We start from the raw sequence: 22,580 nt of genomic DNA on the forward strand, positions 1-22,580 counted from the left end.
GTAGTCCGCATCGGGCGCTTTCAGCGATTCCGCAGCGCGGCCCCGTCCTCACCGATCCCGAGCCGGACCTTCCCACCCGGGCACGTTATAGGGCGTGATGACCTGGATCGGCGCCGGGCGCACGGCCTCCTCTGGCAGCGCGCGGTGCCGGGACAGGATCACCCGCATGGCGAGGCGGGCGTCGGCCCGCAGATCGTTGTGCAGCACCACCGACAACTTGCCCTGGCGCAGCAATCTGCGGTTGTCGGCGTCGAGATCGTGCGCGACGAAGACCCGGCACGCGCGCCCGAGCTTGTCGAACGCGGCGACCGTCGCGGCGTTACCTCCCCCGGGGGAGTAGACGGCCTCGATACCGGGGTGGCGACGCAGCGCGTCGAGCACCAACGCCTCGGTGCTGGCGTCGATGCCATCCCCCTCGCTGACTTCGACGATCTCACGACGGGATCCCCGCAAGCCGGCCCGAAACCCCACCTCCCGTTCGCCTTCACCACGAAACACCGTGCGACTCAGCGTGATCAGCACACCGGACGGTCGCTCACCCAGCCACTGGTCGACGAGGTAGGCGGCCGTCAGCCCTGCGCCGTGGTTGTCGATGCCGACATAGGCGCTGCGGTCGCTGTTGGCCACATCGGAGGTGTAGGTGACCACCGGCACCCCGGCTGCCACCAGCCGGTCGACCTGTTCGGCAACCTCGGGCTCGTCCTGCGCCTTCAGGATGACACCGTGACTTCCCTTGATACGGCCCAGCACCTCGACCGTGTCCGCGGCCGAGCCGGATTCCCACAGGTGGAAGCGCGCCCGCACCGCCGCAGGCGCGAACGCGGGAAGCTCGGCCTCCACGGCGGCCCGGAACGCGTCGGAGAACCGTTGCGGTGTCTGCATCACGATGTCGATCAGGTAGCGACGGCCGTTGAGTCGCAACTGGGCGCGCTGCTTGTCCAGGTCGGCGATGGCCTGCAGCACCTCGGCTCGGGTGTTCTCCCGGACCCCCGGACGGTCATTGAGGACACGGTCGACCGTCGCTTCACTCAGACCGCACTGCTGGGCGATCTCACGAACCTTGTAACGGTGCATGCCCTACCTCTTCCGCGAGCAGACGTAAACCTGCGCGGTGTGCGCAATTTCAGGCAGTTCTGCGTCTGCTCACCGATATTGGTGATGGTTTTTTGATGGTTTTCTGCTGTTGATTGCGTCCGATGTCACAGCAAGACTAGCCGTGGTGTGCACCTTCGACGCACCGGACGAATGGAGAACCCCATGACCACCATCGGTGTGATCGGACTGGGCCGCATCGGCGCATTCCACACCGAAACCCTTGCCGGACTCGACGGGATCGACAGGCTGGTGATCACCGACGAACGCGCCGACGTGACGGCGGCGGTGGCCGCCAAGCACGGCGCCACGGCAGTCGGGTCCGTCGAGGAACTGTTGGCATCCGGTATCGACGGCGTCGTGGTCGCCGCCGCTACCCCGGCGCATGCCGAACTCACCCTCGCCGCGGTCGAGCGCGGCATCCCGACGTTCTGCGAGAAGCCGATCGCCTCGACCGCCGCCGAGAGCGCTCGGGTCGCCGAGACCATCACACGCACCGGGGTGCCGGTGCAGGTGGGCTATCAGCGCCGCTTCGACGCCGCGTTCGCCGCGGCCAAGGCCGCCGTCGACGACGGCAGCCTCGGCATCCTGCACACCGTCCGCAGCACCACCATGGATCCCGCTCCCCCGCCGCTGGACTATATAAAGGGCTCGGGTGGCATCTTCCGGGACTGCGCCGTCCACGATTTCGACGTCGTCCGGTGGATCACCGGCCAGCAGGCCGTCGAGGTCTACGCGACCGGCTCGGTGCAGGGCGACCCCCGGTTCGCCGAGTACGGCGATGTCGATACCGCCGCGGTGGTCGTCCGATTCGACGGTGGCGCACTGGGAGTCATCTCCAACGCCCGCTACAACGCCCGCGGCTACGACTGCCGTCTCGAGATCCACGGTTTCGACGATTCGGTGGCCGCCGGCTGGGATCAGGGCGCACCACTGCGCAATGTCGACCCGGCCAACAAGTTCCCCACCGGCCCCGCGCACAACTTCTTCATGGACCGTTTCACCGAGGCGTTCCGCACCGAGCTGGCTGCTTTCGTCGAGGTCGCCGAGGGCGGCCCGGTCCGCGGGGCGACGGTCGCCGACGCCGTCGAGGTGGCCTGGCTGGCCGAGGCCGCCACCGAGTCCCTGCGCCGTGGTACGCCGGTGCGCATCGACGACGTCAAGGGGAAGGTGACCGGCGCATGAGCATCAAACTTGCCGGAGCGCCCATTTCCTGGGGTGTCTGCGAGGTTCCCGGCTGGGGCTTCCAGCTCGAACCCGAACAGGTGCTGGCCGAGATGCGCGGTGTCGGGCTGACCGCCACCGAACTCGGACCGGAGGGCTTCCTGCCCACCGACGCCGAGGAACTGAAGTCCGTCCTGGCCGAGCACCAGCTCAGCTGCGTGGGCGGCTTCGTCCCGGTGGTCCTGCACCAAGTGGATCACGACCCGGCCGAAGACCTTGCCGGACCGCTGGATTCGCTGATCGCCGCCGGCGCCGGTGTGGTGGTGCTGGCCGCCGCCACCGGTGCCGATGGCTACGACTCGCGGCCCGTGCTCGACGACACACAGTGGAACACGTTGCTGGCCAACCTGGACCGGCTGGCCGCCATCATCGCCGACCGCGGCCTGTTGGCCGTGCTGCACCCCCATGTCGGCACGATCGTGGAAACCCGCGCCGAAGTCGACCGGGTGCTCACCGGCTCGTCGATCCCGCTGTGCCTGGACACCGGACACCTACTCATCGGCGGCACCGACCCCCTGGAGCTGGCCAAGGCCGTCCCGCAGCGCATCGCGCACGCCCATCTCAAGGACGTCGACGCGGCGTTGGCCGCCAAGGTGCAATCCGGCGAACTCAGCTACACCGCGGCCGTCAAGGCGGGCATGTACACCCCGCTGGGGACCGGCGATGTGGATATCGAAGCCATCGTCGGTGTGTTGCGCGACAACGGGTTCGACGGTTGGTTCGTGATGGAGCAGGACACCATTCTCGACGGCGCACCCGGCGGTGACGGACCGGTGGCCGATGTGCGAGCCAGCGTCGCCTTCCTCAGCGGCATCACGGCCTGATACCGAAAACTCTGAAACGACATCGCGACCCGACAACCGTCGGGTCGCGATGTCGTTCGAGCGGTCAGTGCGTCAGATACCTGTCGGCAAGACCGGTCAACGTCTTCTCGATGCCCTGGGCATTCCGTTTCTGCATGCCGAGTAGCTCGATGACGAACGGCACTTTGGCCGTGGAGTAGTCGAAGGTCTCGGTGACCTTGGTGATGCCCGGACTCACCTCGGCGAACTCCCAGCGCCACTTGTGACCGAGCGGATGCTGCCACTCGACGATCTCGTTCTCCCTGACCGTCGTCACCTTCGATGTGATCTTGTAGGGCAGCCCGTACTGGGTCATGCCGACCGTGAACTTGTCGCCTTCGGACAACCGGTGTGGGCCCTTGACCTCGACGTCGCGAACAGTGCCCGACCCGTCGATCTCGTGGTGCCGGTGCGGGTCGGCGATCTGCTCGAACAGCGTCGCCACCGGTGCGGTGACCTGCACGCTACGGCTGACGGCCTGCTTTCCGGCGTCTTCTGTCTTCAGTGTCGTCGTCATGGCCGTCGTTATACCCGCGCACGCAACGGCCTACACGACGCGGCCGGCGGTACCGGGATGCTTCAGCGGCCGAGCTCGTGGCTGAGCGCCTCGAGCTCGTCACCACCGGCCATCTGCTGGGTCAGATGCTCCAGCGTGATGTCGTCATACGTGCAATCCAGCTTCTGACGGCCGCGGTTGAGCAGCACGAAATGGTCCCCGACCATGTGGGCATGGTGCGGGTTGTGCGTGATGAACACGACGCCGAACCCGGCCTCCTTGGCCGCGGTGATGTATTTGAGCACCACGCCGGACTGCTTGACGCCCAGGGCCGCGGTCGGCTCGTCAAGGATCAGCACCCGCGCACCGAAGAAGACCGCCCGTGCGATGGCGACGCACTGACGCTGCCCGCCGGACAGTGAACCGATCGGTGCGTCGACATCGGGCAGTTCGATGCCCATCTTCGACAACTCGGCCAGGGTGGTGGCCCGCATCGCGTTGGCGTCCAGCGACCACGGGAACGACTTCTTGCGGACCTCTTGGCCCAGGAAGAAGTTGCGCCACACCGGCATCAACGGGACGACGGCCAGGTTCTGGTAGACCGTCGCGATGCCCTTGTCCAGCGCGTCGGCCGGCGAGGAGAACGTGGTGGCCTCGCCATCGACGAGCAGTTCACCCTCGGTCTGCTGATGCAGGCCCGCGATGATCTTGATCAGCGTGGACTTTCCGGCGCCGTTGTCGCCGAGAATGCCGGTGACCTCGCCGGCGTGTACCCGCAGGCTGATGTCCTTGAGAGCGGTGATGTTGCCATAGGACTTGCCGACATTGCGCAGCTCGACCAGCGGCACCTTCTTCCCGTCCGAGACTGCGTTGCTGGGGGTTTCGACTGTTGCGGTCATCAGCTCACTTCTTCGCTGCGTAGTTACGGAAGGCATTGTTGGCGATCACCGCGAACAGCAGCATGCCGCCGAGGAAGAACTTGAACCAGTCCGGGTCCCAGCCCGCATAGACGATGCCCTGGTTGGTCATACCGAAGATGAACGCACCGATGGCGGCGCCGATCGCGGTGCCGTACCCACCGGTGAGCAGGCAGCCACCGATGACCGCGGCGATAATGTAGAAGAACTCGTTTCCGATGCCCTGGCCGGACTGCACGGTGTTGAACGCGAACAACAGGTGCATGCCGACGAACCACGCGCAGAACCCGACGAACATGAACAGCCCGATCTTGACCTTGGTCACCGGAATGCCGATGGCGCGAGCACTTTCGGCGTCGCCGCCGACGGCGAAGATCCAGTTGCCGATCCTGGTCTTGAAAAGCACCCAGGTGGCGACCAAGGTGAACACCAGCCACCACAACACGGTGACCCGGATGCCGACACCGAAAACGGTGAAGCTGGAGGAGAACACCTTCTGTGCAGAGTCCCAGCCGGCCATATCGCTGACGCTCTGAGTGGCCACCTGTCCGGCAACCAGTTTGGTGACGGCCAGGTTGATACCGGCCAGCATGAAGAACGTGCTCAGCGTGATCAGGAAGCTGGGAATCTTGGTCTTCATCACCAGGAAACCGTTGAAGAAGCCCACCACCAACGACAGCACCAGCGCCAGCGCGGCCCCGACCCAGAGGTTGAGGTGCAGGTTGTAGGCGAGCATCGATGCGGCCAGCGAACTGAACGTCACCGCGACACCGGCCGAGAGGTCGAATTCGCCACCGATCATCAGCAGCGCGACACCGCAGGCCATGATGCCGATGGTGCTGCTGGCGTAGAGCACGGTGGCCAGCGACGACGCTTCGCGGAACGGAGCCGCCACGACGAGGAAGGCGACGAAGATTCCGATCGCGCCGATACCGGCACCCATCTCCGGACGGATAAGTATGCGCTGTAGCCGATTTCGTTCCTTGACGCGTTCGTCGCGGACGACCTTGTGGTTCTCGAGGGTCACCTCGGTCTGGGTGGACATCTCTGCTCTTTCCGACACTGCTAGCGAGTTCCGCCCTTGGCCAGTTCGGCCACGGCGTCGATATTGGTGTTGTCGATGAAGGCGGGGCCGGTCAACGTCGGTTTGCCGCCACCGATGACGTTCTTGTTGTTCAGGTAGAGCCACAGCGAGTCGACGGCGAGGTAGCCCTGAAGGTAGGGCTGCTGGTCGACCGCCCACTGGATGTCGCCGCCCTTGATGGCGTCGACCAGCGCCGCGTTGGTGTCGAACGTGCCGATCTTTGCCGAGCTGTTGGCGTTCTTGGCCGAGGTGACCGCGGTCAGCGCGAACGGAGCGCCGAGGGCGACGATCATGTCGATGGCCGGATCCTGCTGGAGCTTGGCGGTGATGGTCGATTCGACCGAGGGCATGTCCTTGCCGTTGACATTGAGGATTTCGGTGGCCCCGAAGGTGTTCTTCATACCTGCGCAGCGGGCCTCGAGGTCGACGTTCCCCTGCTCGTGGATGATGCAGATGGCTTTCTTTGCACCATCTTTGGCCACACGCTCGCCCGCCCCCTGGCCGGCGATGTAGCCGTCCTGACCGAAGAACTCCTGCACACCCATGTCCTGCCAGGTGTCCATGCCCGCGTTGAAGGCCACGACGGGGATTCCCTTGGCCGCGGCGGCCTGGACCGCGGCGCGCATGGCGTCGGGTTTGGCCAGCGTGACCGCGATACCGTCGACATTGGCGTCGACGGCACTTTGGACCAGGTTCGCCTGGTTGGGCGCCTCGGGATCGCTGGAGTAGCGGAGCTCGACGTTGTCCTTCTTCGCCGCCGTCTCGGCGCCCTTGCGAATGAGGTCCCAGAAAGAGTCACCGGGCGCCTCGTGGGTGATCATCGCGATCGTCACGCGCGGGGTGTCGACCGTTCCGCCGCCCGAACCGTTCCCACCCGCGGTGTCCGGGTTGCCGCCTGTCGACGAGCAGGCCGCCATCCCGAGCGCCAGCACGCCCACCCCGGTCAGTGCCGCCCAGCGGCGCAACGACCGGATTCCTCGACTATTCGCGCGAGCGGTCATCCCTAGCTTCTCCTTCGTCCCGCATCCGGGCCTCGTGAACTTCGGCGTTCTGGCGGCCCCGGCCCTACCGGCGGCGTGCCACCGTTGATGTAATACGGCTCACACCCGAAAGTCAACACTTTGTCCTGACATTAGGACTGCAGGTCATTTGCGTGACTGCGCAGAGGTCACCTGTCGACGAGTGTGGTCTCGAAGTAGTACCGCGACGCCCGGTAGCAGTGACTCCCGAATTCGACCGCGCGCCCGGAGTCATCGAAAGCCGTCCGGCTCATGGTCAGCAACGGTGCTCCGACCTTCTCTTCGAGCAGCCGCGCCTCGGTGCGTTGCGCCGGCCTCGCACCGATGCGTTGCCGGGCCAGCCGGATGTGCACACCTCTGCCGCGCAAGGCCTGATACAACCCGCTCGCCTCGAGTTCGCCGGCGTCCGGGGCGATCTCGGCGGGTAGATGGTTGGTCATGATGGCCAGCGGCTCTCCGTTGGCATACCGCAACCGCTGCACGGTGACGATCTCATGGTCGGTGGAAAGATTGAGCTCGGCGGCGATCTCGTCGTCGACGACGCCTCGGCGGTACTCCAACAGTTGCGTTGTCGGATCCTGGCCCGATTTTGCGAGATCGTCGAAGAGGCTGGTCAATTCGACGCGCCGGTGCACGGGGTTCTGCACCACCTGGGTGCCGACACCGCGCTTTCGGACCAGCAGCCCCTTGTCCACCAGCTCCTGGATGGCACGGCGGGTTGTGGGCCGTGACAGCGCCAATCGGCCCGCAAGGGACAACTCGTTCTCGAATCTGTCGCCCGGGGCGAGTTCCCCACTGCGGATCGCCGCCTCGATCGCCTGGGCGAGCTGGTAATAGAGGGGCACAGGGCTTGACCTGTCGAGTTCGACCGCTAGGGGCACGTCCACTCCGATTCCGTCGGCGATGATCAGCAAGACTAACCGACCCTGTCCACTATGACCGAAAGTTCGAATGTCAGGACAAACTGTTGACATTGATAGGCGATCGGGGGCACAGTGCTTTCGACAGAGCCCTGCACCCACTTCGGGAGATCACGTGTCGTCAGCACCGCAGCCATCAGCCGATCCGTTCGATGTCATCGCCGTCGGCCGAAGCGGTGTCGACATCTACCCGCTGCAGACCGGTGTGGGACTCGACGAGGTCGAGACGTTCGGTAAGTTCCTCGGCGGCAGCGCTGCCAACGTCGCCGTGGCCGCCGCGCGACTGGGCAACCGGACCGCCCTGATCTCGGGAACCGGTGATGATCCGTTCGGAAGGTTCGTCCGCAACGAGTTGGGCCGCCTCGGAGTCGACAATCGCTACGTGGGCATCCACGGCCGCTACCCCACGCCGGTGACCTTCTGTGAGATCTTCCCGCCCGACGATTTTCCGCTCTACTTCTATCGCAAGCCCTCGGCGCCGGATCTGCAGATCGAGCCCGGCGAGATCGACACCGATGCCGTGCGCACCAGCCGGTTGTTCTGGGCCACCCTGACCGGCCTGTCCGAAGAGCCCAGTCGCAGTGCGCATTTCCATGCGTGGACCGCACGCGGCCGAAAGCCGCTGACCGTACTCGACCTCGACTACCGGCCGATGTTCTGGGCCGACCCCGCCGCAGCACGCGAGCAGGCCGTGCGTGCCCTCGGCCACGTCACCGTCGCCGTGGGCAATCGCGAGGAGTGCGAGATCGCGGTCGGCGAAACCGTTCCCCATCGCGCCGCCGATGCGTTGCTCGATCTCGGGGTGGAACTGGCCATCGTCAAACAGGGCCCACGCGGCGTGCTCGGCAAGACCAGGCACAGTTCGGTGACCGTCGCACCCAACGACGTCGACGTCGTCAACGGTCTGGGTGCCGGCGACGCGTTCGGTGGCAGCCTCATTCACGGTCTGCTGCGGAACTGGCCGCTGGAGAAGACCCTGCGTTACGCCAACGCCGCCGGTGCCATCGTGGCGTCCCGGTTGGAATGTTCGACGGCCATGCCCACAGCCGCCGAGGTCGCCGAACTCGCCGAGCAGAGCGCCGTGGAGGCCGTCAATGTCTGACGCCCTGTGCCGCGATTACACCGAGGTCACCGAGTTGCGCGCGGCCGATCCAGCCTCGGTGACGAAGGCGTGGCATGCCCGCAGTACCCGCCCCACGGTGCGGGGCGACGGCAGGCTGATGATCGTGGCGGCCGACCATCCGGCACGCGGCGCGCTGTCGGTCGGCGCCAGGGCGACCGCGATGAACAGCCGCATCGACCTACTCGACCGGTTACGGACGGCATTGGCCGATCCCGGTGTCGACGGCGTGCTGGCGACCGCGGACATCCTCGACGACCTGGTGCTGCTGGGAGCGTTGGAGGACAAGGTCGTGTTCTCGTCGCTCAACCGTGGCGGCCTGGCCGGTTCGGTCTTCGAACTCGACGACAGGATGACCGGCGCGACCGCGGCCTCGACCGCCGACGCCCGCATGAACGGCGGGAAGATGTTGTGCCGCATCGATCTCGACGATCCCGGCACCGTCTCGACGCTTGCCGGCTGCGCGCAGGCCGTCGACCAACTGGCCGCCCACGGGTTGATCGCCATGCTCGAACCGTTCCTGTCCACCCGAGTCGACGGCAAGGTCCGCAACGACCTCTCCCCCGACGCGGTGATCAAGAGCGTGCACATCGCCCAGGGTCTCGGCTCGACATCGGCGTACACCTGGCTCAAGTTGCCCGTTGTGCCTGAGATGGACCGGGTGATGGAATCGACGACGATGCCCACCCTGCTGCTCGGCGGTGATCCGACCGACCCGGATGAGGCCTTCGCGACGTGGGCGTCGGCGCTGGCCCTGCCCGCGGTACGCGGTCTGATCGTCGGGCGCACCTTGCTCTACCCGCCCGATGACGACGTGGCCTCCGCGGTCGCCGGTGCCGTCGGATTGGTGCGGTGATGAACAGCTCCTGGTACATCCCGGCGGGGTCGGCCGACACCCCGTACTCCGTGGCCATCACCCCCGAATCGGCGGGCTGGTCCGAATGCGGACTGCACGTCCTCGAGCTGGGCACCGATGGTTCGGTGGCGTTGCAGACCGCCGAGACCGAGGTGATGATCCTGCCGCTGTCGGGCGGGGGCTCGGTCGTATGCGGTGATGACGTGTTCGAACTCGGCGCGCGCACATCGGTTTTCGATGGTCCGGCCGATATGGTCTATCTGGGCACCGGGCAGTCGTATGCGGTGACCGGACACGGGCGCATCGCCGTCTGCGCCGCTCGCGCCGCCCGGGCCCTGCCCAATCGGCGGCTGGCCGCCGCCGATGTACCGGTCGAGTTGCGCGGGGCTGGCAACTGCAGCCGACAGGTGCACAATTTCGGTACCGCGGACACCTTCGAGGCGGATTCGCTGATCGCGTGTGAGGTCATCACGCCCGGCGGTAACTGGTCGAGCTACCCGGCCCACAAACACGATGAGGACAGCGACGTCGAGACCCAGCTAGAAGAGATCTACTACTTCGAGATCGACGACAGCCCCGCCGGCACAACGGGATTCGGCTATCACCGCGTGTTCGGCACACCATCCCGGCCCATCGAGGTACTCGAAGAGGTCCGTTCCGGCGATGTGGTCCTGGTGCCGCACGGCTATCACGGCCCGTCGATCGCCGCACCCGGTCACCACATGTACTACCTGAACGTCATGGCCGGATCCGGCCCCGAGCGGGCGTGGCGGATCTGTGACAACCCCGACCACACCTGGCTGCGCGCCAGCTGGGACCACCAAGAGATCGATCCGCGCCTGCCGATGCGCACGAACCGAGGAGTCTGACCGTGGTGTCCACCGCCCCGAAAGCAGCCGACAAGCTCGCGGATACCGAAGCCACCGTCCGTCTCACCGTCGCGCAGGCCACCATTGCGTTCCTGGCCGCCCAGTACGTCGAGCGCGACGGCGAACGCACGCCATTCTTCGCGGGGTGTTTCGGCATCTTCGGACACGGCAACGTCGCCGGTCTCGGGCAGGCGTTGCTGCAGGACGAGATCGAGGCGCGGGCTGCCGGCCGCGCGCCACGCATGCCCTATGTGCTGGGCCGCAACGAGCAGGCGATGGTTCACAGCGCCGTCGCCTATGCGCGGCAGAAGGACCGGCTGCAGACCTGGGCGGTGACCGCCAGCGTCGGACCCGGATCGACCAATATGCTCACCGGTGCCGCGCTGGCGACCATCAACCGGCTCCCGGTGCTACTGCTGCCCGCCGACACGTTCGCCACCCGGGTCAGCTCACCGGTGCTCCAAGAGCTCGAGCTGCCGTCCTCCGGTGATGTCACGGTCAACGATGCATTCAGGCCGCTGTCACGGTACTTCGACCGGGTCTGGCGCCCCGAGCAGCTGCCGGCGGCCCTGCTCGGGGCGATGCGCGCGCTCACCGATCCCGTCGAGACGGGCACGGCCACGGTGTCCATCCCGCAGGACGTCCAGGCCGAGGCCCATGACTGGCCGCAATCGCTGTTCGCCGAACGCACCTGGCATATCGCACGTCCGCTGCCAGAGCGTGCGGTGATCGCCCGGGCGGCTGCGCTCATCGCCGCGGCACGCCGGCCGTTGATCATCGCTGGTGGCGGAGTGCATTACTCCGGTGCGGAGTCGGCGCTGGCCGCCCTTGCCGAGCAGACCGGCATCCCGGTGGCCGAAAGCCAGGCCGGTAAGGGATCGTTGCACCACGATCATCCGCAGGCCGTCGGGGCCGTCGGCTCCACCGGTAGCACCGCGGCCAACGCGCTGGCCACCGATGCCGATGTGGTGATCGGGATCGGCACCCGTTACAGCGATTTCACCTCCGCCTCGCGCACCGCCTTCAACAACCCGCAGGTTCGTTTCGTCAACGTCAATGTCGCCTCGCTGGACGCGGTGAAGCAGGGCGGCGTGAGCGTTGTGGCCGATGCGCGCGAGGCGATCGAAGCCCTCGACCCCGCGCTGTCGGATTACCGCATACCGGACGACTACCGTTCCCGCGTCACCGAACTGGCCACCGAATGGGATGCGGCGGTTTCGGCTGCCTTTGCCACCGAGGACGGCGCGCAGCTGAACCAGAATCAGGTGATCGGACTGGTCAACTCCCTGTCGGACCCGCGCGACGTGGTGGTGTGCGCGGCTGGTTCGATGCCCGGTGATCTGCACAAGTTGTGGCGGTCACGTGACCGCAAGAGCTACCACGTCGAGTACGGCTACTCCTGCATGGGTTATGAGATCGCCGGTGGTATCGGGGTGCGCATGGCAGCGCCGGATCGCGACGTGTTCGTGATGGTCGGCGACGGTTCGTATCTGATGATGGCCACCGAGATCGCGACCGCGGTGCAGGAAGGCGTCAAGGTGATTCCGGTGCTGGTGCAGAATCACGGATTCGCCTCCATCGGCGGGCTTTCCGAGTCGCTGGGCTCACAGCGCTTCGGCACGGCCTACCGTTACCGCGGCGCCGACGGTCGCCTCGACGGCGAACGGCTGCCGGTGGACCTGGCCGCCAACGCCGCGAGCCTGGGTGCCGATGTCATCAAGGTCTCGACGGCCGCCGAATTCACCGATGCGGTCAAGGTCGCCAAGGCCGCCGACCGGATCACCGTCATCCACGTCGAGACCGACCCGCGGGTCTACGCGCCCGATAGCCAGTCATGGTGGGACGTACCGGTATCCCAGGTGTCGACGTTGGAGTCGACCCAGCAGGCCTACCAGCGCTATGTGGAATGGAAGAGGGTGCAGCGCCCGTTGATCGCGCCGTCGGACGGCTGATCGCCGGGTGCGGGGGCTGCGGTCACCAGAGGCCCGGACAGGCCTGACCCCCACACCCGGCGATGTCTGCGGTCACAGGATGTAGAGCATCTCCTGATAGGTCGGCAACGGCCACAGGTCGTCGGCCACCACACCTTCGAGTGCGTCGGCGGCCGCCCGCACGGCGTCCATCGCCGGCAGCAACACCTTCTGTGCATGGGTGGCCTCGTCGAGCGCAGACCCCGCGGAGTGGTCCGACAGCCCGGCCTTGAGCGCACCGACGGCCGCGGTCAGGTCGGCAATGGGTCCCGAAACCGCCTCCAGCAGCGTGGTATCCGCATCCAGACCGGCCGCCTTCAGGGTGGCGACGTTCTGCGCCAGCTCGGTCTGATAGCGGACGGCAGCGGGCATGATCACCGTGGTGCCGAGTTCCAGTGCCAGCTTGGCCTCCACCGCGATGGTCAGCGCATACTGCTCCAGGCGCACCTCGTAGCGGCTGTGCAGCTCACGTTCGTTGAACACCCCGTACTTCTCGAACACTGCGATGGCCTCCGGGGTGATCAGCTCCGGGATGGCGTCCAGCGTGGTCTTGAGATTCGGCAGACCACGCTCGGCCGCCTCGATCTGCCAGTTCTCCGAGTAGCCGTCACCATTGAAGACCACCGCACCGTGCTCGGTGATGATGTCGGTGAGCAACTGCTGCACAGCGGCATCGAAGTCGGTGCCGTCGGCGACGGCCTTCTCCAGCACAGTCGCCATATAGTCCAACGAGTCGGCCATGATGGTGTTCAACACGATCATCGGCACCGCCACCGTCTGCCCGGAGCCGGGCGCGCGGAACTCGAAACGGTTGCCGGTGAAGGCAAACGGGCTGGTGCGGTTGCGGTCGCCCGGATCGGTGGGCAGCTGGGGCAGGGTGTCGACGCCGATGTGCATGACGCCCTTGCCCTTCGACGAGGTCGCCGCGCCCTTGGCGATCTGCTCGAACACGTCGGCCAGCTGTGCGCCGAGGAAGATCGAGATGATGGCCGGCGGCGCCTCGTTCGCGCCGAGCCGGTGGTCGTTCGTGGCAGACGCCACCGAAACCCGGAGCAGCCCAGGGAATAGGTGGACGGCCCGGATGACGGCGGCGCAGAACACCAGGAACTGTGCGTTCTCGTGGGGGGTGTCACCGGGAACCAACAGGGAACCGAGTTCGGAGTTGCCGACCGAGAAGTTCACGTGCTTACCGGAACCGTTCACACCGGCGAACGGCTTCTCGTGGAACAGACACTCCATGCCGTGTTTGCGCGCGATGGTCTTGAACACGGTCATCAACAGCTGCTGGTGGTCGGAGGCGATATTGGCCCGTTCGAACATCGGCGCCACCTCGAACTGCGCAGGCGCCACCTCGTTGTGCCGGGTCTTGGCCGGGATACCGAGCTTGAACAACTCCCGCTCGGTGTCCATCATGAAGCCCAGCACCCGCTCGGGCACCGCGCCGAAGTAGTGGTCATCGAACTCCTGACCCTTGGGCGGCTTGGCGCCGAACAGCGTACGGCCGGCGTTGATCAGGTCCGGCCTGGCCAGGAAGAAGTGCCGGTCGATCAGGAAATACTCCTGCTCGGGACCGCAGAACGAGACGACCTTCTCCAGGTTCTTGTGCCCGAACAGTGTCAGGATGCGCTCGGCGTGCACACCCATCGCCTGCTGGCTGCGCAGCAGCGGCGTCTTGTAGTCCAGGGCCTCCCCGGTCATCGAGACGAAAACCGTTGGAATGCATAGGGTGTTGCCGTTCGGGTTCTCCAGGATGTAGGCGGGGCTGGTGACATCCCAGCCGGTGTAGCCGCGGGCCTCGAACGTGCTGCGCAGTCCGCCGGAGGGGAAGCTGGACGCGTCGGGCTCACCCTGGATCAGCGTCTTGCCCGCGAACTCGGCCAGCGTCTGTCCATCGGAGACAGGCTCCAGGAAGCTGTCGTGCTTCTCGGCGGTGAGCCCGGTCATCGGGTAGAACACGTGCGCGTAGTGGGTCGCGCCCTTGGACAGCGCCCAGTCCTTCATCGCCGAGGCGACGGCATCGGCGACGGCAGGGTCGAGGGTGGCGCCCTTCTCGATGGTCGCCACGACCGATTTGAACACCGACTTGGGCAGCCGCAGCTGCATCTCGGCCTTGGTGAAGACGTTGGCACCGAAGATCTCTCCGGGAGCCTCGGCGGGGTCGAAGCTGATGGCCGGCGGCACATAGGCCTCGACGTTGTTGATGGCCTGGAGCCGGACTGCGTTACCGCTCAATGTAGTTCCTATCGCTGCACGTGCTTGACCGGCCAACGGTAGGAATATTCGATGCCGATTCTGTTACGCGCGCGTCAACGTCTGAATGCGTGGCTCGCGTCCGCGAATGGTCAGGCTCAGAAAGAACTTCTGCCCCATTGCTCCCTGCTGTCACTTTTCGTCCGAATTTGTCAGACATAGCACGTATGTTCGAATCATGACCACAGCGACGGTGCCAGCGATGAAGGCGGTAGCGGCCTTACGCGCCGCCTACGACGCATTCGCCGCCGCCGATCTCGGGACCTTGTCCCGGGACGATCTGATCGCTGTACTGGATGAGGTCGAGACGCTGACCTGCCGGTTACCCGCGCAGTGGCATCGGATGCTGGCCGCCTTGCAGGCCGAGACGACGGCCCGCGAGATGGGTGCGAAGTCCTGGAACGAGGTGTTACGGATCCGCTGGCGGCTCTCGACCCCAGAGGCCGGCCGGCGTCTGCATGAAGCCGCCGACTTGGGTCCGCGACGATCGTTGACCGGCGAACCCCTACCCCCACTTCTGCCGGTGGTGGCCGTCGCCCAGGCAGCCGGTCTGATCACCGCTGAACACGTCAAGATAGTGCGTGAGGCGGTGCGCGACCTGCCCGGCTCGGTCAGTACCGCCGATCGTGAGAAGTTCGAGGTCGCCCTGGTGCGCGACGCCGTCGGCGTAGGGCCCAAGGCGCTCGCCGCGTCCGCGGCCGACCGGCTGTTTCTGTTCGACCAGGACGGCCCGATGCCCGATGAGCACGAGCGGAAACGCAAGCGCGGGGTGACCGTCGGCACCCAACGCCGCGACGGGACCACACCGGTAGCTGCCAACTTCGATCCGGAAGCGATGGCCGTGTGGGAACCTCTCTTCGCGAAGTTCGCCGCCCCCGGGATGTGCAACACTGCCGATGACGAGCCATGCACTTTCGGCACCCCGAGCCAAGATCAGATCGACCACGACTACCGCACCCACGCTCAGCGTCAGCACGACGCGATGATCGCCATCGGACGTATCGCCCTGATGTCCAACCTCGGTCAACTCAACGGCCTACCGGTGGCGGTGATCATCCGCACCACCCTGCAGGAGTTGCACTCGGTGGCCGGGATCGGCACCTCCGGCGGTGGCACGAAGGTCCCCATCCGCGATGTCATCCGGATGGCCGGACATGCCTCGCACCATCTGGCGGTCTTCGACGGCGTCACCGGTGCCGCCCTGAACTACTTCCGTACCAGGCGAACCGCCAGCCCCGCCCAGCGCATCATGCTGATCGCCCGCGACGGTGGCTGCACCAAACCGTGCTGCACCAACGGTCCGTACTTCTGCCAGGCCCACCACGGAAAGGCCGATTTCGCCCGCGGCGGCAACACCAATGTGGACGAGATGACGCTGGCGTGTGGCTGTGACAACCGGATGGTCGACGAGAATGGCGGCTACACAACGACATTCAACGCTCGCAACGAATGCGAATGGCACCCGCCGCCGGCATTGGATCACGGCCAGGCCCGGGTCAACTACCACCACCGACCGGAACTGCTGCGCCACCCGCCGGACGATGGTTCGGAATGGGCCGACAGGATCGCGCAACTGGACCGACTGCTGTTCCCAGCCGCGTATCCGCCCGAGGATGCGTCCGAGGACCGGTGTGACGACGCCCGCTGGCCCGAAGACGATGGCGACGACCTCACCGAGGAGAGGTTGCTCGAACAGTTCCGCGCAGTCACCGCCGATATCGACTTCTGGGAGATGGTCACCGGCGACCACCATCGCGGCGGTACCGGTCTGCGTGGACCATGACTCACCAGCCGACGAGGTGGTCCTCGATATTCAGTCCGGCGGCCACCTCGACCAGCGCGGCCGCCACGATGGAGGCCGGCACCCGGTCGAGCACCACGAGGCCGATGGCCGGTTCGGCACCGTGCTGCACCATCGGTCGTGCGGAAAAGCCCTGCGGCAGGCCGAGCGTCGGCAACCAGGCCGTCGATGCGATGGTCGCCCGGCCCGAACCAGTGAGATGGGCATACAGCGCGTCGACCGAATCCGCCTCCACGGCAGGGCGATACTGCACACCCTCGGCGGCCATATTGGCGTCCAGGATCCGGCGATTGCGCATGGTCGTGGTCAGCACACACAACTCCAACTTCGCCGCATCCACCCAGGCCACCTCGGGAGCCGCCACCAACGGATGGTCCGCGGGAGCCAGCAGCACATACCGCTCCCGATACAGCTCCACCGAACGGGTGCCCGGCGGTGCCTCGTCATCGAGATACGTCAGCCCCGCGTCGATCTCGAAATCGGCCAACCGCCGAGCGATCTCCCGCGATGACAACGCCTCGATGCGCACCGAGGCCGCCGGGTTGCGCGCCAGGAACTCCGCGGAGATGAATGGGCTGACCGGCACAGCCGTCGGAATTGCGCCGATGCGGGCGGTGACGGTCAACCGCCCGCGCATCCGGTCGATATCGGTGAGCATGTCATCACGCTCGGCCACGATGCGCTGGGCCCAGGCCACCACCCGGCGCCCCTCTTCGGTGAAACCCTCGAAGCGGTGGCCGCGCTGGACGATGACGATGCCGAGGTCCTTCTCCAGCCGGCGGATGGCCACCGACAACGTCGGCTGACTCACGTGGCACCGCGCCGCCGCACGGCCGAAATGCCGCTCGGCGGCCAGCGCCAGCAGGTAGTCCAGATGCTGCAGCTGGATATCGTTACCCATCGATAGCAAGCGTCTATCACTGCATGTGAAATGGCAAATATGATCTGGCCTGCACCGGACGCGGCCGGGTCTAGGTTGGAGTCATGACCGATGTCGACGCCATGTACCACGAGGACGATCTGGTCGTCAGCCCCCCCAAGGACGAGGCCGCCGGCGTCAAGGCCGTGATGGTCAGCATGCAGCGCGCCCTCGAACAGATGGGCCCGCTGCGCACGGCGGCCACCCTGACCAGACTCAACCAGCGGCACGGCTTCGACTGTCCCGGCTGCGCCTGGCCCGAGGAGCACGGCGGCCGCAAGGTCGCCGAATTCTGCGAAAACGGCGCCAAGGCGGTCGCCGAGGAGGCCACCAAGCGGACCGTCACCGCCGATTTCTTCGCCAGGCACACCATCGCCGACCTGTCCGAGAAGCCCGAGTACTGGCTGTCCCAGCAAGGCCGACTGACCGAGCCGATGGTGTTGCGGCCGGGCGACGAGCATTACCGTCCGATCGGCTGGGATGAGGCCTACCGGCTGATCGCCGACGAGATGCGGGCCCTGGACAGCCCGCATGAAGCGGTGTTCTACACCTCGGGACGCACCAGCAACGAGGCCGCCTTCCTCTACCAGCTCCTGGTCCGCAGCTTCGGCACCAACAACCTGCCCGACTGTTCGAACATGTGCCACGAGTCGTCGGGCACCGCGTTGATCGATTCCATCGGTATCGGCAAGGGCTCGGTCACCGTCGAGGACCTCACCGTTGCCGACCTGATCGTCATCGCGGGCCAGAATCCGGGCACCAACCACCCGCGCATGCTCTCCATCCTGGAGAAGGCAAAGGCCAACGGCGCCAAGATCATCGCGGTCAACCCCCTTCCCGAGGCCGGGTTGATCCGGTTCAAGGATCCGCAGAAGGTGCGCGGCGTGGTGGGTGATGGTGTGCCCATCGCCGACGAGTTCGTGCAGATCCGCCTCGGCGGGGACATGGCGCTGTTCGCGGGACTGGGCCGGTTACTGCTCGAGGCCCAGGACGCGGCAGGCGATACCGCACAGATCGTCGACCGCGACTTCATCGCCGCGCACACGGCCGGATTCGAGAGCTACGAACGCCAGACCCGGGCGGTCGATCTGGACACCGTGCTGGCCGCCACCGGTATCGAGCGCGCCCAACTCGAGACGGTGGCCCGCATGATGGCCACCTCCCAGCGCATCATCGTGTGCTGGGCGATGGGCCTGACCCAGCACAAGCACGCCGTGCCCTCCATCGCCGAGATCACCAACCTGCTGCTGATGCGCGGGATGATCGGCAAGCCCGGCGCCGGCCTGTGTCCGGTCCGCGGGCATTCCAACGTCCAGGGCGATCGCACCATGGGCATATGGGAGAAGATGCCCGATTCGTTCCTGGATGCTCTCGACGCCCGGTTCGGCATCGTCAGCCCGCGGGAACACGGCTATGACACCGTGGATGCCATTCGCGCCATGCGCGACGGCCGGGCAAAGGTGTTCATCGCCATGGGCGGCAACTTCGCCTCGGCCACCCCCGATACCGAGATCACCGAGCAGGCGCTGCGCAATTGCGCCCTGACCGTGCAGGTTTCGACCAAACTCAACCGCAGCCACCTCGTGCACGGCCGGACCGCACTGATCCTGCCCTCGCTGGGCCGCACCGATCGCGATGTCCAGGCCGGCGGCAAACAGCTTGTGTCGGTAGAAGATTCGATGTCGATGGTGCATCTCTCCCGCGGCAGCCTGCACCCGCCCAGCGATCAGGTGCGCAGCGAGGTGTCCATCATCTGCCAGCTGGCGCAGGAGCTGTTCGGTCCGGAGCATCCGGTGCCGTGGCGCACGTTCAACGCCGACTACGACACCATCCGCGACGCCATCGCCGCCGTCGTGCCCGGCTGTGAGGACTACAACCGCCGGGTCCGCCAACCGGACGGGTTCCAACTCCCGCATCCACCACGGGATTCCCGCGAGTTCCCGACGATCACCGGCAAGGCCAACTTCGCCACCTACCCGCTGGAATGGGTACCGGTGCCGCCCGGCCGTCTGGTCCTGCAGACCATGCGCAGCCACGATCAGTACAACACCACCATCTACGGTCTCGACGATCGTTACCGTGGCGTGAAGGGTGGCCGCCGAGTGGTGTTCGTCAACCCGGCCGATATCGCCGCGTTCGGCCTGACCGAGGGTGACATGGTCGACCTGGTATCCGAGTTCGAGGGCCAGGAGCGCAGGGCCGAGGCGTTCCGTGTGGTCGCCTACGCCACCCCGGTCGGCAACGCGGCGGCATATTACCCGGAGACCAATCCGCTGGTGCCGCTGGACCACGTTGCGGCCCGGTCGAATACGCCGGTGTCCAAGGCGATCGTGGTGCGCCTGGAGAAGGCGGCCGCCCAGCCCACGGGAGGCGGCCATGGGTAGGGTCACCACCCGGGTGCGGGCCCAACACGTGACCGCCGGCGGCGCCGGCAATCCGGGCGCCGTCGACAGTGCGGTCGCCCGGCCCGAGACACTGGCCGTCGAGGAGCCGCTGGAGATCCGGGTGAACGGCACCCCGCTGACCGTGACGATGCGCACGCCGGGATCCGATGTCGAACTGGCGCAAGGATTTCTGCTCACCGAAGGCTTGATCGGACGCCGCGCCGACATCGCCACCGTGCAGTACTGCAGCGGTGCGGGACCAGACGGACTGAACACCTACAACGTGCTGGACGTGACGCTGGCACCCGGTGTCACGTTGCCCGATGTCGATGTCACCCGAAACTTCTACACGACATCGTCCTGCGGTGTCTGCGGCAAGGCATCGCTGGAGGCGGTGCGGTTGAGCAGCAAGCACGGGCCCGGCGACGATCCGGTGAGTGTCGGCGCCGAAACGTTGGCGGCGTTACCCGACCGGTTGCGCGCACGCCAGAAGGTGTTCGCCGCGACCGGCGGTCTGCACGGAGCGGCCCTGTTCGATATCGACGGCCAGCCGCTGGTGGTCCGCGAGGACATCGGCCGGCACAACGCCGTGGACAAGGTGATCGGCTGGGCGCTGGAGTCCGACCGGGTGCCGCTGACGGGCACCGTCCTACTGGTCAGCGGACGCGCCTCGTTCGAGTTGACCCAGAAGGCGGTGATGGCCGGGATCCCCATCCTCGCTGCGGTATCGGCGCCCTCGTCGTTGGCGGTCGATCTGGCCAGCCAGTCGGGTCTGACGTTGGTGGCGTTCCTGCGCGGGGACTCGATGAACGTCTACACCCGGCCCGACCGGATCGTCTGACCAGCGCCACGGACCGAACGTAAAAGCCCCCGCCGATCCGGCGAGGGCTTTTACGTTATGGCTGCTAGGCGCTCTTGTCGCGACGCTCGCTGCGCGACGGCTTGCGCGGCACGATGGTCGGCAGCACGTTGTCCTGCACGGTCTCCTTGGTGACGACCACCTTGGCGACGTCATCGCGGCTGGGGATGTCGTACATCGCCGGCTGCAGGACCTCTTCCATGATGGCGCGCAGGCCACGGGCACCGGTGCCGCGGTGGATGGCCTGATCGGCGATGGCGTCCAGGGCTTCCGGCGTCATCTCCAGTTCCACGCCGTCCATCTCGAACAACCGGGTGTACTGCTTGACCAGGGCGTTCTTCGGGGTGGACAGGATCTGGACCAGCGATTCCTTGTCCAGGTTGGTCACCGAGGCGACGACCGGGAGGCGGCCGATGAACTCGGGGATCAGACCGAACTTGATCAGGTCCTCGGGCATGACCTCGGCGAAGTGGTCCTGGGTGTCGATCTCGGCCTTGGAGTGCACCTCGGCACCGAAACCCAGGCCGCGCTTGCCGACCCGGTCGGAGACGATCTTCTCCAGGCCCGCGAATGCACCGGCAACGATGAACAACACGTTGGTGGTGTCGATCTGGATGAACTCCTGGTGCGGATGCTTGCGGCCGCCCTGCGGGGGCACCGAGGCCTGGGTGCCCTCCAGGATCTTCAGCAGCGCCTGCTGCACACCCTCGCCGGAGACGTCACGGGTGATCGACGGGTTCTCGCTCTTGCGGGCGATCTTGTCGACCTCGTCGATGTAGATGATGCCGGTCTCGGCGCGCTTGACGTCATAGTCGGCGGCCTGGATCAGCTTGAGCAGAATGTTCTCGACATCCTCGCCGACATAGCCGGCTTCCGTCAGGGCCGTCGCATCAGCGATCGCAAACGGGACGTTGAGCATCTTGGCCAACGTCTGCGCCAGGTAGGTCTTACCGCAACCGGTGGGACCGAGCATCAGGATGTTGGACTTGGCGAGCTCCACCGGTTCGGCACGTGAGTCGCGGGACTTCTCCTGCGCCTGGATGCGCTTGTAGTGGTTGTAGACGGCTACCGCGAGCGTCTTCTTGGCGGTGTCCTGACCGATGACGTAGCCCTCGAGGAACTCGCGGATCTCGGCGGGTTTGGGCAACTCATCGAGCTTGACGTCGTCGGCGTCGGCCAACTCCTCCTCGATGATCTCGTTGCACAAGTCGATGCACTCGTCGCAGATGTAGACACCGGGCCCTGCGATGAGCTTCTTGACCTGCTTCTGGCTCTTTCCACAGAATGAGCACTTCAGCAGGTCTCCGCCATCTCCAATGCGCGCCATGTGGGAGGGTCCTACTTCCTGTTTGCAGTCACTCAAAGGTGGGTTTCCCCGGGTATCAACCCGACGCTACCCGTTCATTCCGTCACGGTGCGACCGAAGGGCCGAATCGCGTCGGTGGTATTTGTTCGCGTGCAGGAGAACATATCTCTCCTGATGCCTTGCCACCCGGCGGCACGCTGACCGTGTCCCTGGCGTGTCGCCGCCGTGACTCGATCGCGGTGAAAACACCCAGGTCGCGCAGTGCAGCGCGCCGGTGTCCACAATACCGTCGGCGGCGACTGGCAAACATCGGCGGTTCGCGGTCAGCGTGGCCCCAGCCCGCCCGGACCCACCGGCCCCGGCCCGACGGGACCCGGTCCCACCGGCCCCGGGCCGACCGGTCCGACACCTACGGGACCGACCACGCCGCCGACGCCGACCGGTCCGGCGGGTCCGACGACGGGGTTCACCCCATAGGGCAGGCACTGCACCACCGCCGGGTTCCAGTACGTGCCGGCCGGGCACACCGGTTCCTCGGCCTGACTCACCGCTGGGTTGGCCACTGTCAGCCCTATCGCGGCGGCGATCCCCGCCACGCCCCATGCCAGCTTGTGCGCACTCATCACAGCCCACTCCCCTCGGTCCTGCCCCG

General features: G+C 66.3%; 19 protein-coding genes. 9 read left to right on the top strand and 10 right to left on the bottom strand.

The window, feature by feature from the left end; all coding sequences use genetic code 11:
- Nucleotides 1-48 precede the first annotated feature (48 nt).
- Nucleotides 49-1,074, bottom strand: a complete 1,026-nt coding sequence (locus tag PGN27_RS06235; protein WP_335325383.1) for a LacI family DNA-binding transcriptional regulator — start codon at nucleotides 1,072-1,074, stop codon at nucleotides 49-51.
- A gap of 183 nt (nucleotides 1,075-1,257) precedes the next feature.
- Here PGN27_RS06235 and PGN27_RS06240 point away from each other — a divergent pair, with 183 nt between their 5' ends.
- Nucleotides 1,258-2,277 carry a Gfo/Idh/MocA family protein gene (locus PGN27_RS06240; RefSeq protein WP_335325384.1) on the top strand — a complete coding sequence of 340 codons (1,020 nt, stop codon included), beginning with the start codon at nucleotides 1,258-1,260 and terminating at the stop codon, nucleotides 2,275-2,277.
- Nucleotides 2,274-3,140: a sugar phosphate isomerase/epimerase family protein gene (locus tag PGN27_RS06245; protein WP_335325385.1), complete on the top strand. Its 867-nt coding sequence runs from the start codon at nucleotides 2,274-2,276 to the stop codon at nucleotides 3,138-3,140. Before PGN27_RS06240 ends, PGN27_RS06245 begins: the two co-directional genes overlap by 4 nt.
- Before the next feature lie 64 nt (nucleotides 3,141-3,204).
- Here PGN27_RS06245 and PGN27_RS06250 read toward each other — a convergent pair whose 3' ends face one another.
- The 5 genes from PGN27_RS06250 to PGN27_RS06270 all read right to left on the bottom strand — a co-directional run bounded on the left by PGN27_RS06250 (nucleotide 3,205) and on the right by PGN27_RS06270 (nucleotide 7,561).
- The gene (locus tag PGN27_RS06250; protein WP_335325386.1) at nucleotides 3,205-3,675 is read right to left on the bottom strand and encodes an SRPBCC family protein; all 471 of its coding nucleotides are present in this window, start codon (nucleotides 3,673-3,675) and stop codon (nucleotides 3,205-3,207) included.
- Nucleotides 3,676-3,737: 62 nt separating this feature from the next.
- A complete protein-coding gene (locus tag PGN27_RS06255) occupies nucleotides 3,738-4,553 on the bottom strand; it encodes an ATP-binding cassette domain-containing protein (protein ID WP_335325387.1) in 816 nt (271 codons plus the stop codon).
- 4 nt (nucleotides 4,554-4,557) lie between these two features.
- Complete coding sequence (locus PGN27_RS06260; RefSeq protein WP_335325388.1) at nucleotides 4,558-5,616, bottom strand: ABC transporter permease; 1,059 nt, start codon at nucleotides 5,614-5,616, stop codon at nucleotides 4,558-4,560.
- A gap of 20 nt (nucleotides 5,617-5,636) precedes the next feature.
- Nucleotides 5,637-6,656, bottom strand: a complete 1,020-nt coding sequence (locus PGN27_RS06265; protein WP_335325389.1) for a substrate-binding domain-containing protein — start codon at nucleotides 6,654-6,656, stop codon at nucleotides 5,637-5,639.
- Nucleotides 6,657-6,823: 167 nt separating this feature from the next.
- Nucleotides 6,824-7,561 carry a GntR family transcriptional regulator gene (locus tag PGN27_RS06270; RefSeq protein ID WP_335325390.1) on the bottom strand — a complete coding sequence of 246 codons (738 nt, stop codon included), beginning with the start codon at nucleotides 7,559-7,561 and terminating at the stop codon, nucleotides 6,824-6,826.
- 148 nt (nucleotides 7,562-7,709) lie between these two features.
- Here PGN27_RS06270 and iolC point away from each other — a divergent pair, with 148 nt between their 5' ends.
- From iolC to iolD, 4 genes are read left to right on the top strand one after another with little or no spacing between them, the layout of a single operon-like run.
- Entirely contained in the window at nucleotides 7,710-8,696 is a 987-nt protein-coding gene (iolC, locus tag PGN27_RS06275; protein WP_335325391.1) for a 5-dehydro-2-deoxygluconokinase, read from the top strand.
- Nucleotides 8,689-9,570 (top strand): Cgl0159 family (beta/alpha)8-fold protein, encoded by an 882-nt coding sequence (locus PGN27_RS06280; RefSeq protein ID WP_335325392.1) that lies wholly within the window; start codon nucleotides 8,689-8,691, stop codon nucleotides 9,568-9,570. The genes iolC and PGN27_RS06280 overlap by 8 nt, the downstream gene beginning before the upstream one ends.
- Nucleotides 9,570-10,439 carry a 5-deoxy-glucuronate isomerase gene (gene iolB / locus PGN27_RS06285; protein WP_335325393.1) on the top strand — a complete coding sequence of 290 codons (870 nt, stop codon included), beginning with the start codon at nucleotides 9,570-9,572 and terminating at the stop codon, nucleotides 10,437-10,439. The genes PGN27_RS06280 and iolB overlap by 1 nt, the downstream gene beginning before the upstream one ends.
- A gap of 2 nt (nucleotides 10,440-10,441) precedes the next feature.
- Nucleotides 10,442-12,391, top strand: coding sequence for a 3D-(3,5/4)-trihydroxycyclohexane-1,2-dione acylhydrolase (decyclizing) (gene iolD, locus PGN27_RS06290; RefSeq protein WP_335325394.1), 1,950 nt, complete (start codon nucleotides 10,442-10,444; stop codon nucleotides 12,389-12,391).
- Between the two features lie 72 nt (nucleotides 12,392-12,463).
- Here the strand turns inward: iolD and PGN27_RS06295 are convergent, their stop codons facing one another.
- Nucleotides 12,464-14,641: a glutamine synthetase III family protein gene (locus tag PGN27_RS06295; RefSeq protein ID WP_335325395.1), complete on the bottom strand. Its 2,178-nt coding sequence runs from the start codon at nucleotides 14,639-14,641 to the stop codon at nucleotides 12,464-12,466.
- A 196-nt stretch (nucleotides 14,642-14,837) separates the two neighbouring features.
- On the opposite strand from PGN27_RS06295, the gene PGN27_RS06300 reads away from it, so the two are divergent.
- Complete coding sequence (locus PGN27_RS06300) at nucleotides 14,838-16,442, top strand: HNH endonuclease signature motif containing protein (protein WP_335325396.1); 1,605 nt, start codon at nucleotides 14,838-14,840, stop codon at nucleotides 16,440-16,442.
- A 1-nt stretch (nucleotide 16,443) separates the two neighbouring features.
- Here PGN27_RS06300 and PGN27_RS06305 read toward each other — a convergent pair whose 3' ends face one another.
- Entirely contained in the window at nucleotides 16,444-17,361 is a 918-nt protein-coding gene (locus PGN27_RS06305) for a LysR family transcriptional regulator (RefSeq protein ID WP_335325397.1), read from the bottom strand.
- A gap of 83 nt (nucleotides 17,362-17,444) precedes the next feature.
- Between PGN27_RS06305 and PGN27_RS06310 the strand changes: the two genes are divergently transcribed.
- Both PGN27_RS06310 and fdhD read left to right on the top strand, forming a co-directional pair.
- Nucleotides 17,445-19,763, top strand: a complete 2,319-nt coding sequence (locus PGN27_RS06310) for an FdhF/YdeP family oxidoreductase (protein ID WP_335325398.1) — start codon at nucleotides 17,445-17,447, stop codon at nucleotides 19,761-19,763.
- Nucleotides 19,756-20,604, top strand: a complete 849-nt coding sequence (gene fdhD / locus PGN27_RS06315) for a formate dehydrogenase accessory sulfurtransferase FdhD (RefSeq protein ID WP_335325399.1) — start codon at nucleotides 19,756-19,758, stop codon at nucleotides 20,602-20,604. The genes PGN27_RS06310 and fdhD overlap by 8 nt, the downstream gene beginning before the upstream one ends.
- A gap of 64 nt (nucleotides 20,605-20,668) precedes the next feature.
- On the opposite strand, the gene clpX is transcribed toward fdhD, so the two are convergent.
- Both clpX and PGN27_RS06325 read right to left on the bottom strand, forming a co-directional pair.
- Entirely contained in the window at nucleotides 20,669-21,949 is a 1,281-nt protein-coding gene (gene clpX / locus PGN27_RS06320; protein WP_019511799.1) for an ATP-dependent Clp protease ATP-binding subunit ClpX, read from the bottom strand.
- Nucleotides 21,950-22,251: 302 nt separating this feature from the next.
- On the bottom strand, nucleotides 22,252-22,551 hold the full coding sequence (locus PGN27_RS06325) for a hypothetical protein (RefSeq protein ID WP_335325400.1): 300 nt from the start codon (nucleotides 22,549-22,551) through the stop codon (nucleotides 22,252-22,254).
- Nucleotides 22,552-22,580 lie beyond the last annotated feature (29 nt).

It is taken from the genome of Mycolicibacterium neoaurum, from assembly GCF_036946495.1.
Classification (GTDB): domain Bacteria; phylum Actinomycetota; class Actinomycetes; order Mycobacteriales; family Mycobacteriaceae; genus Mycobacterium; species Mycobacterium neoaurum_B.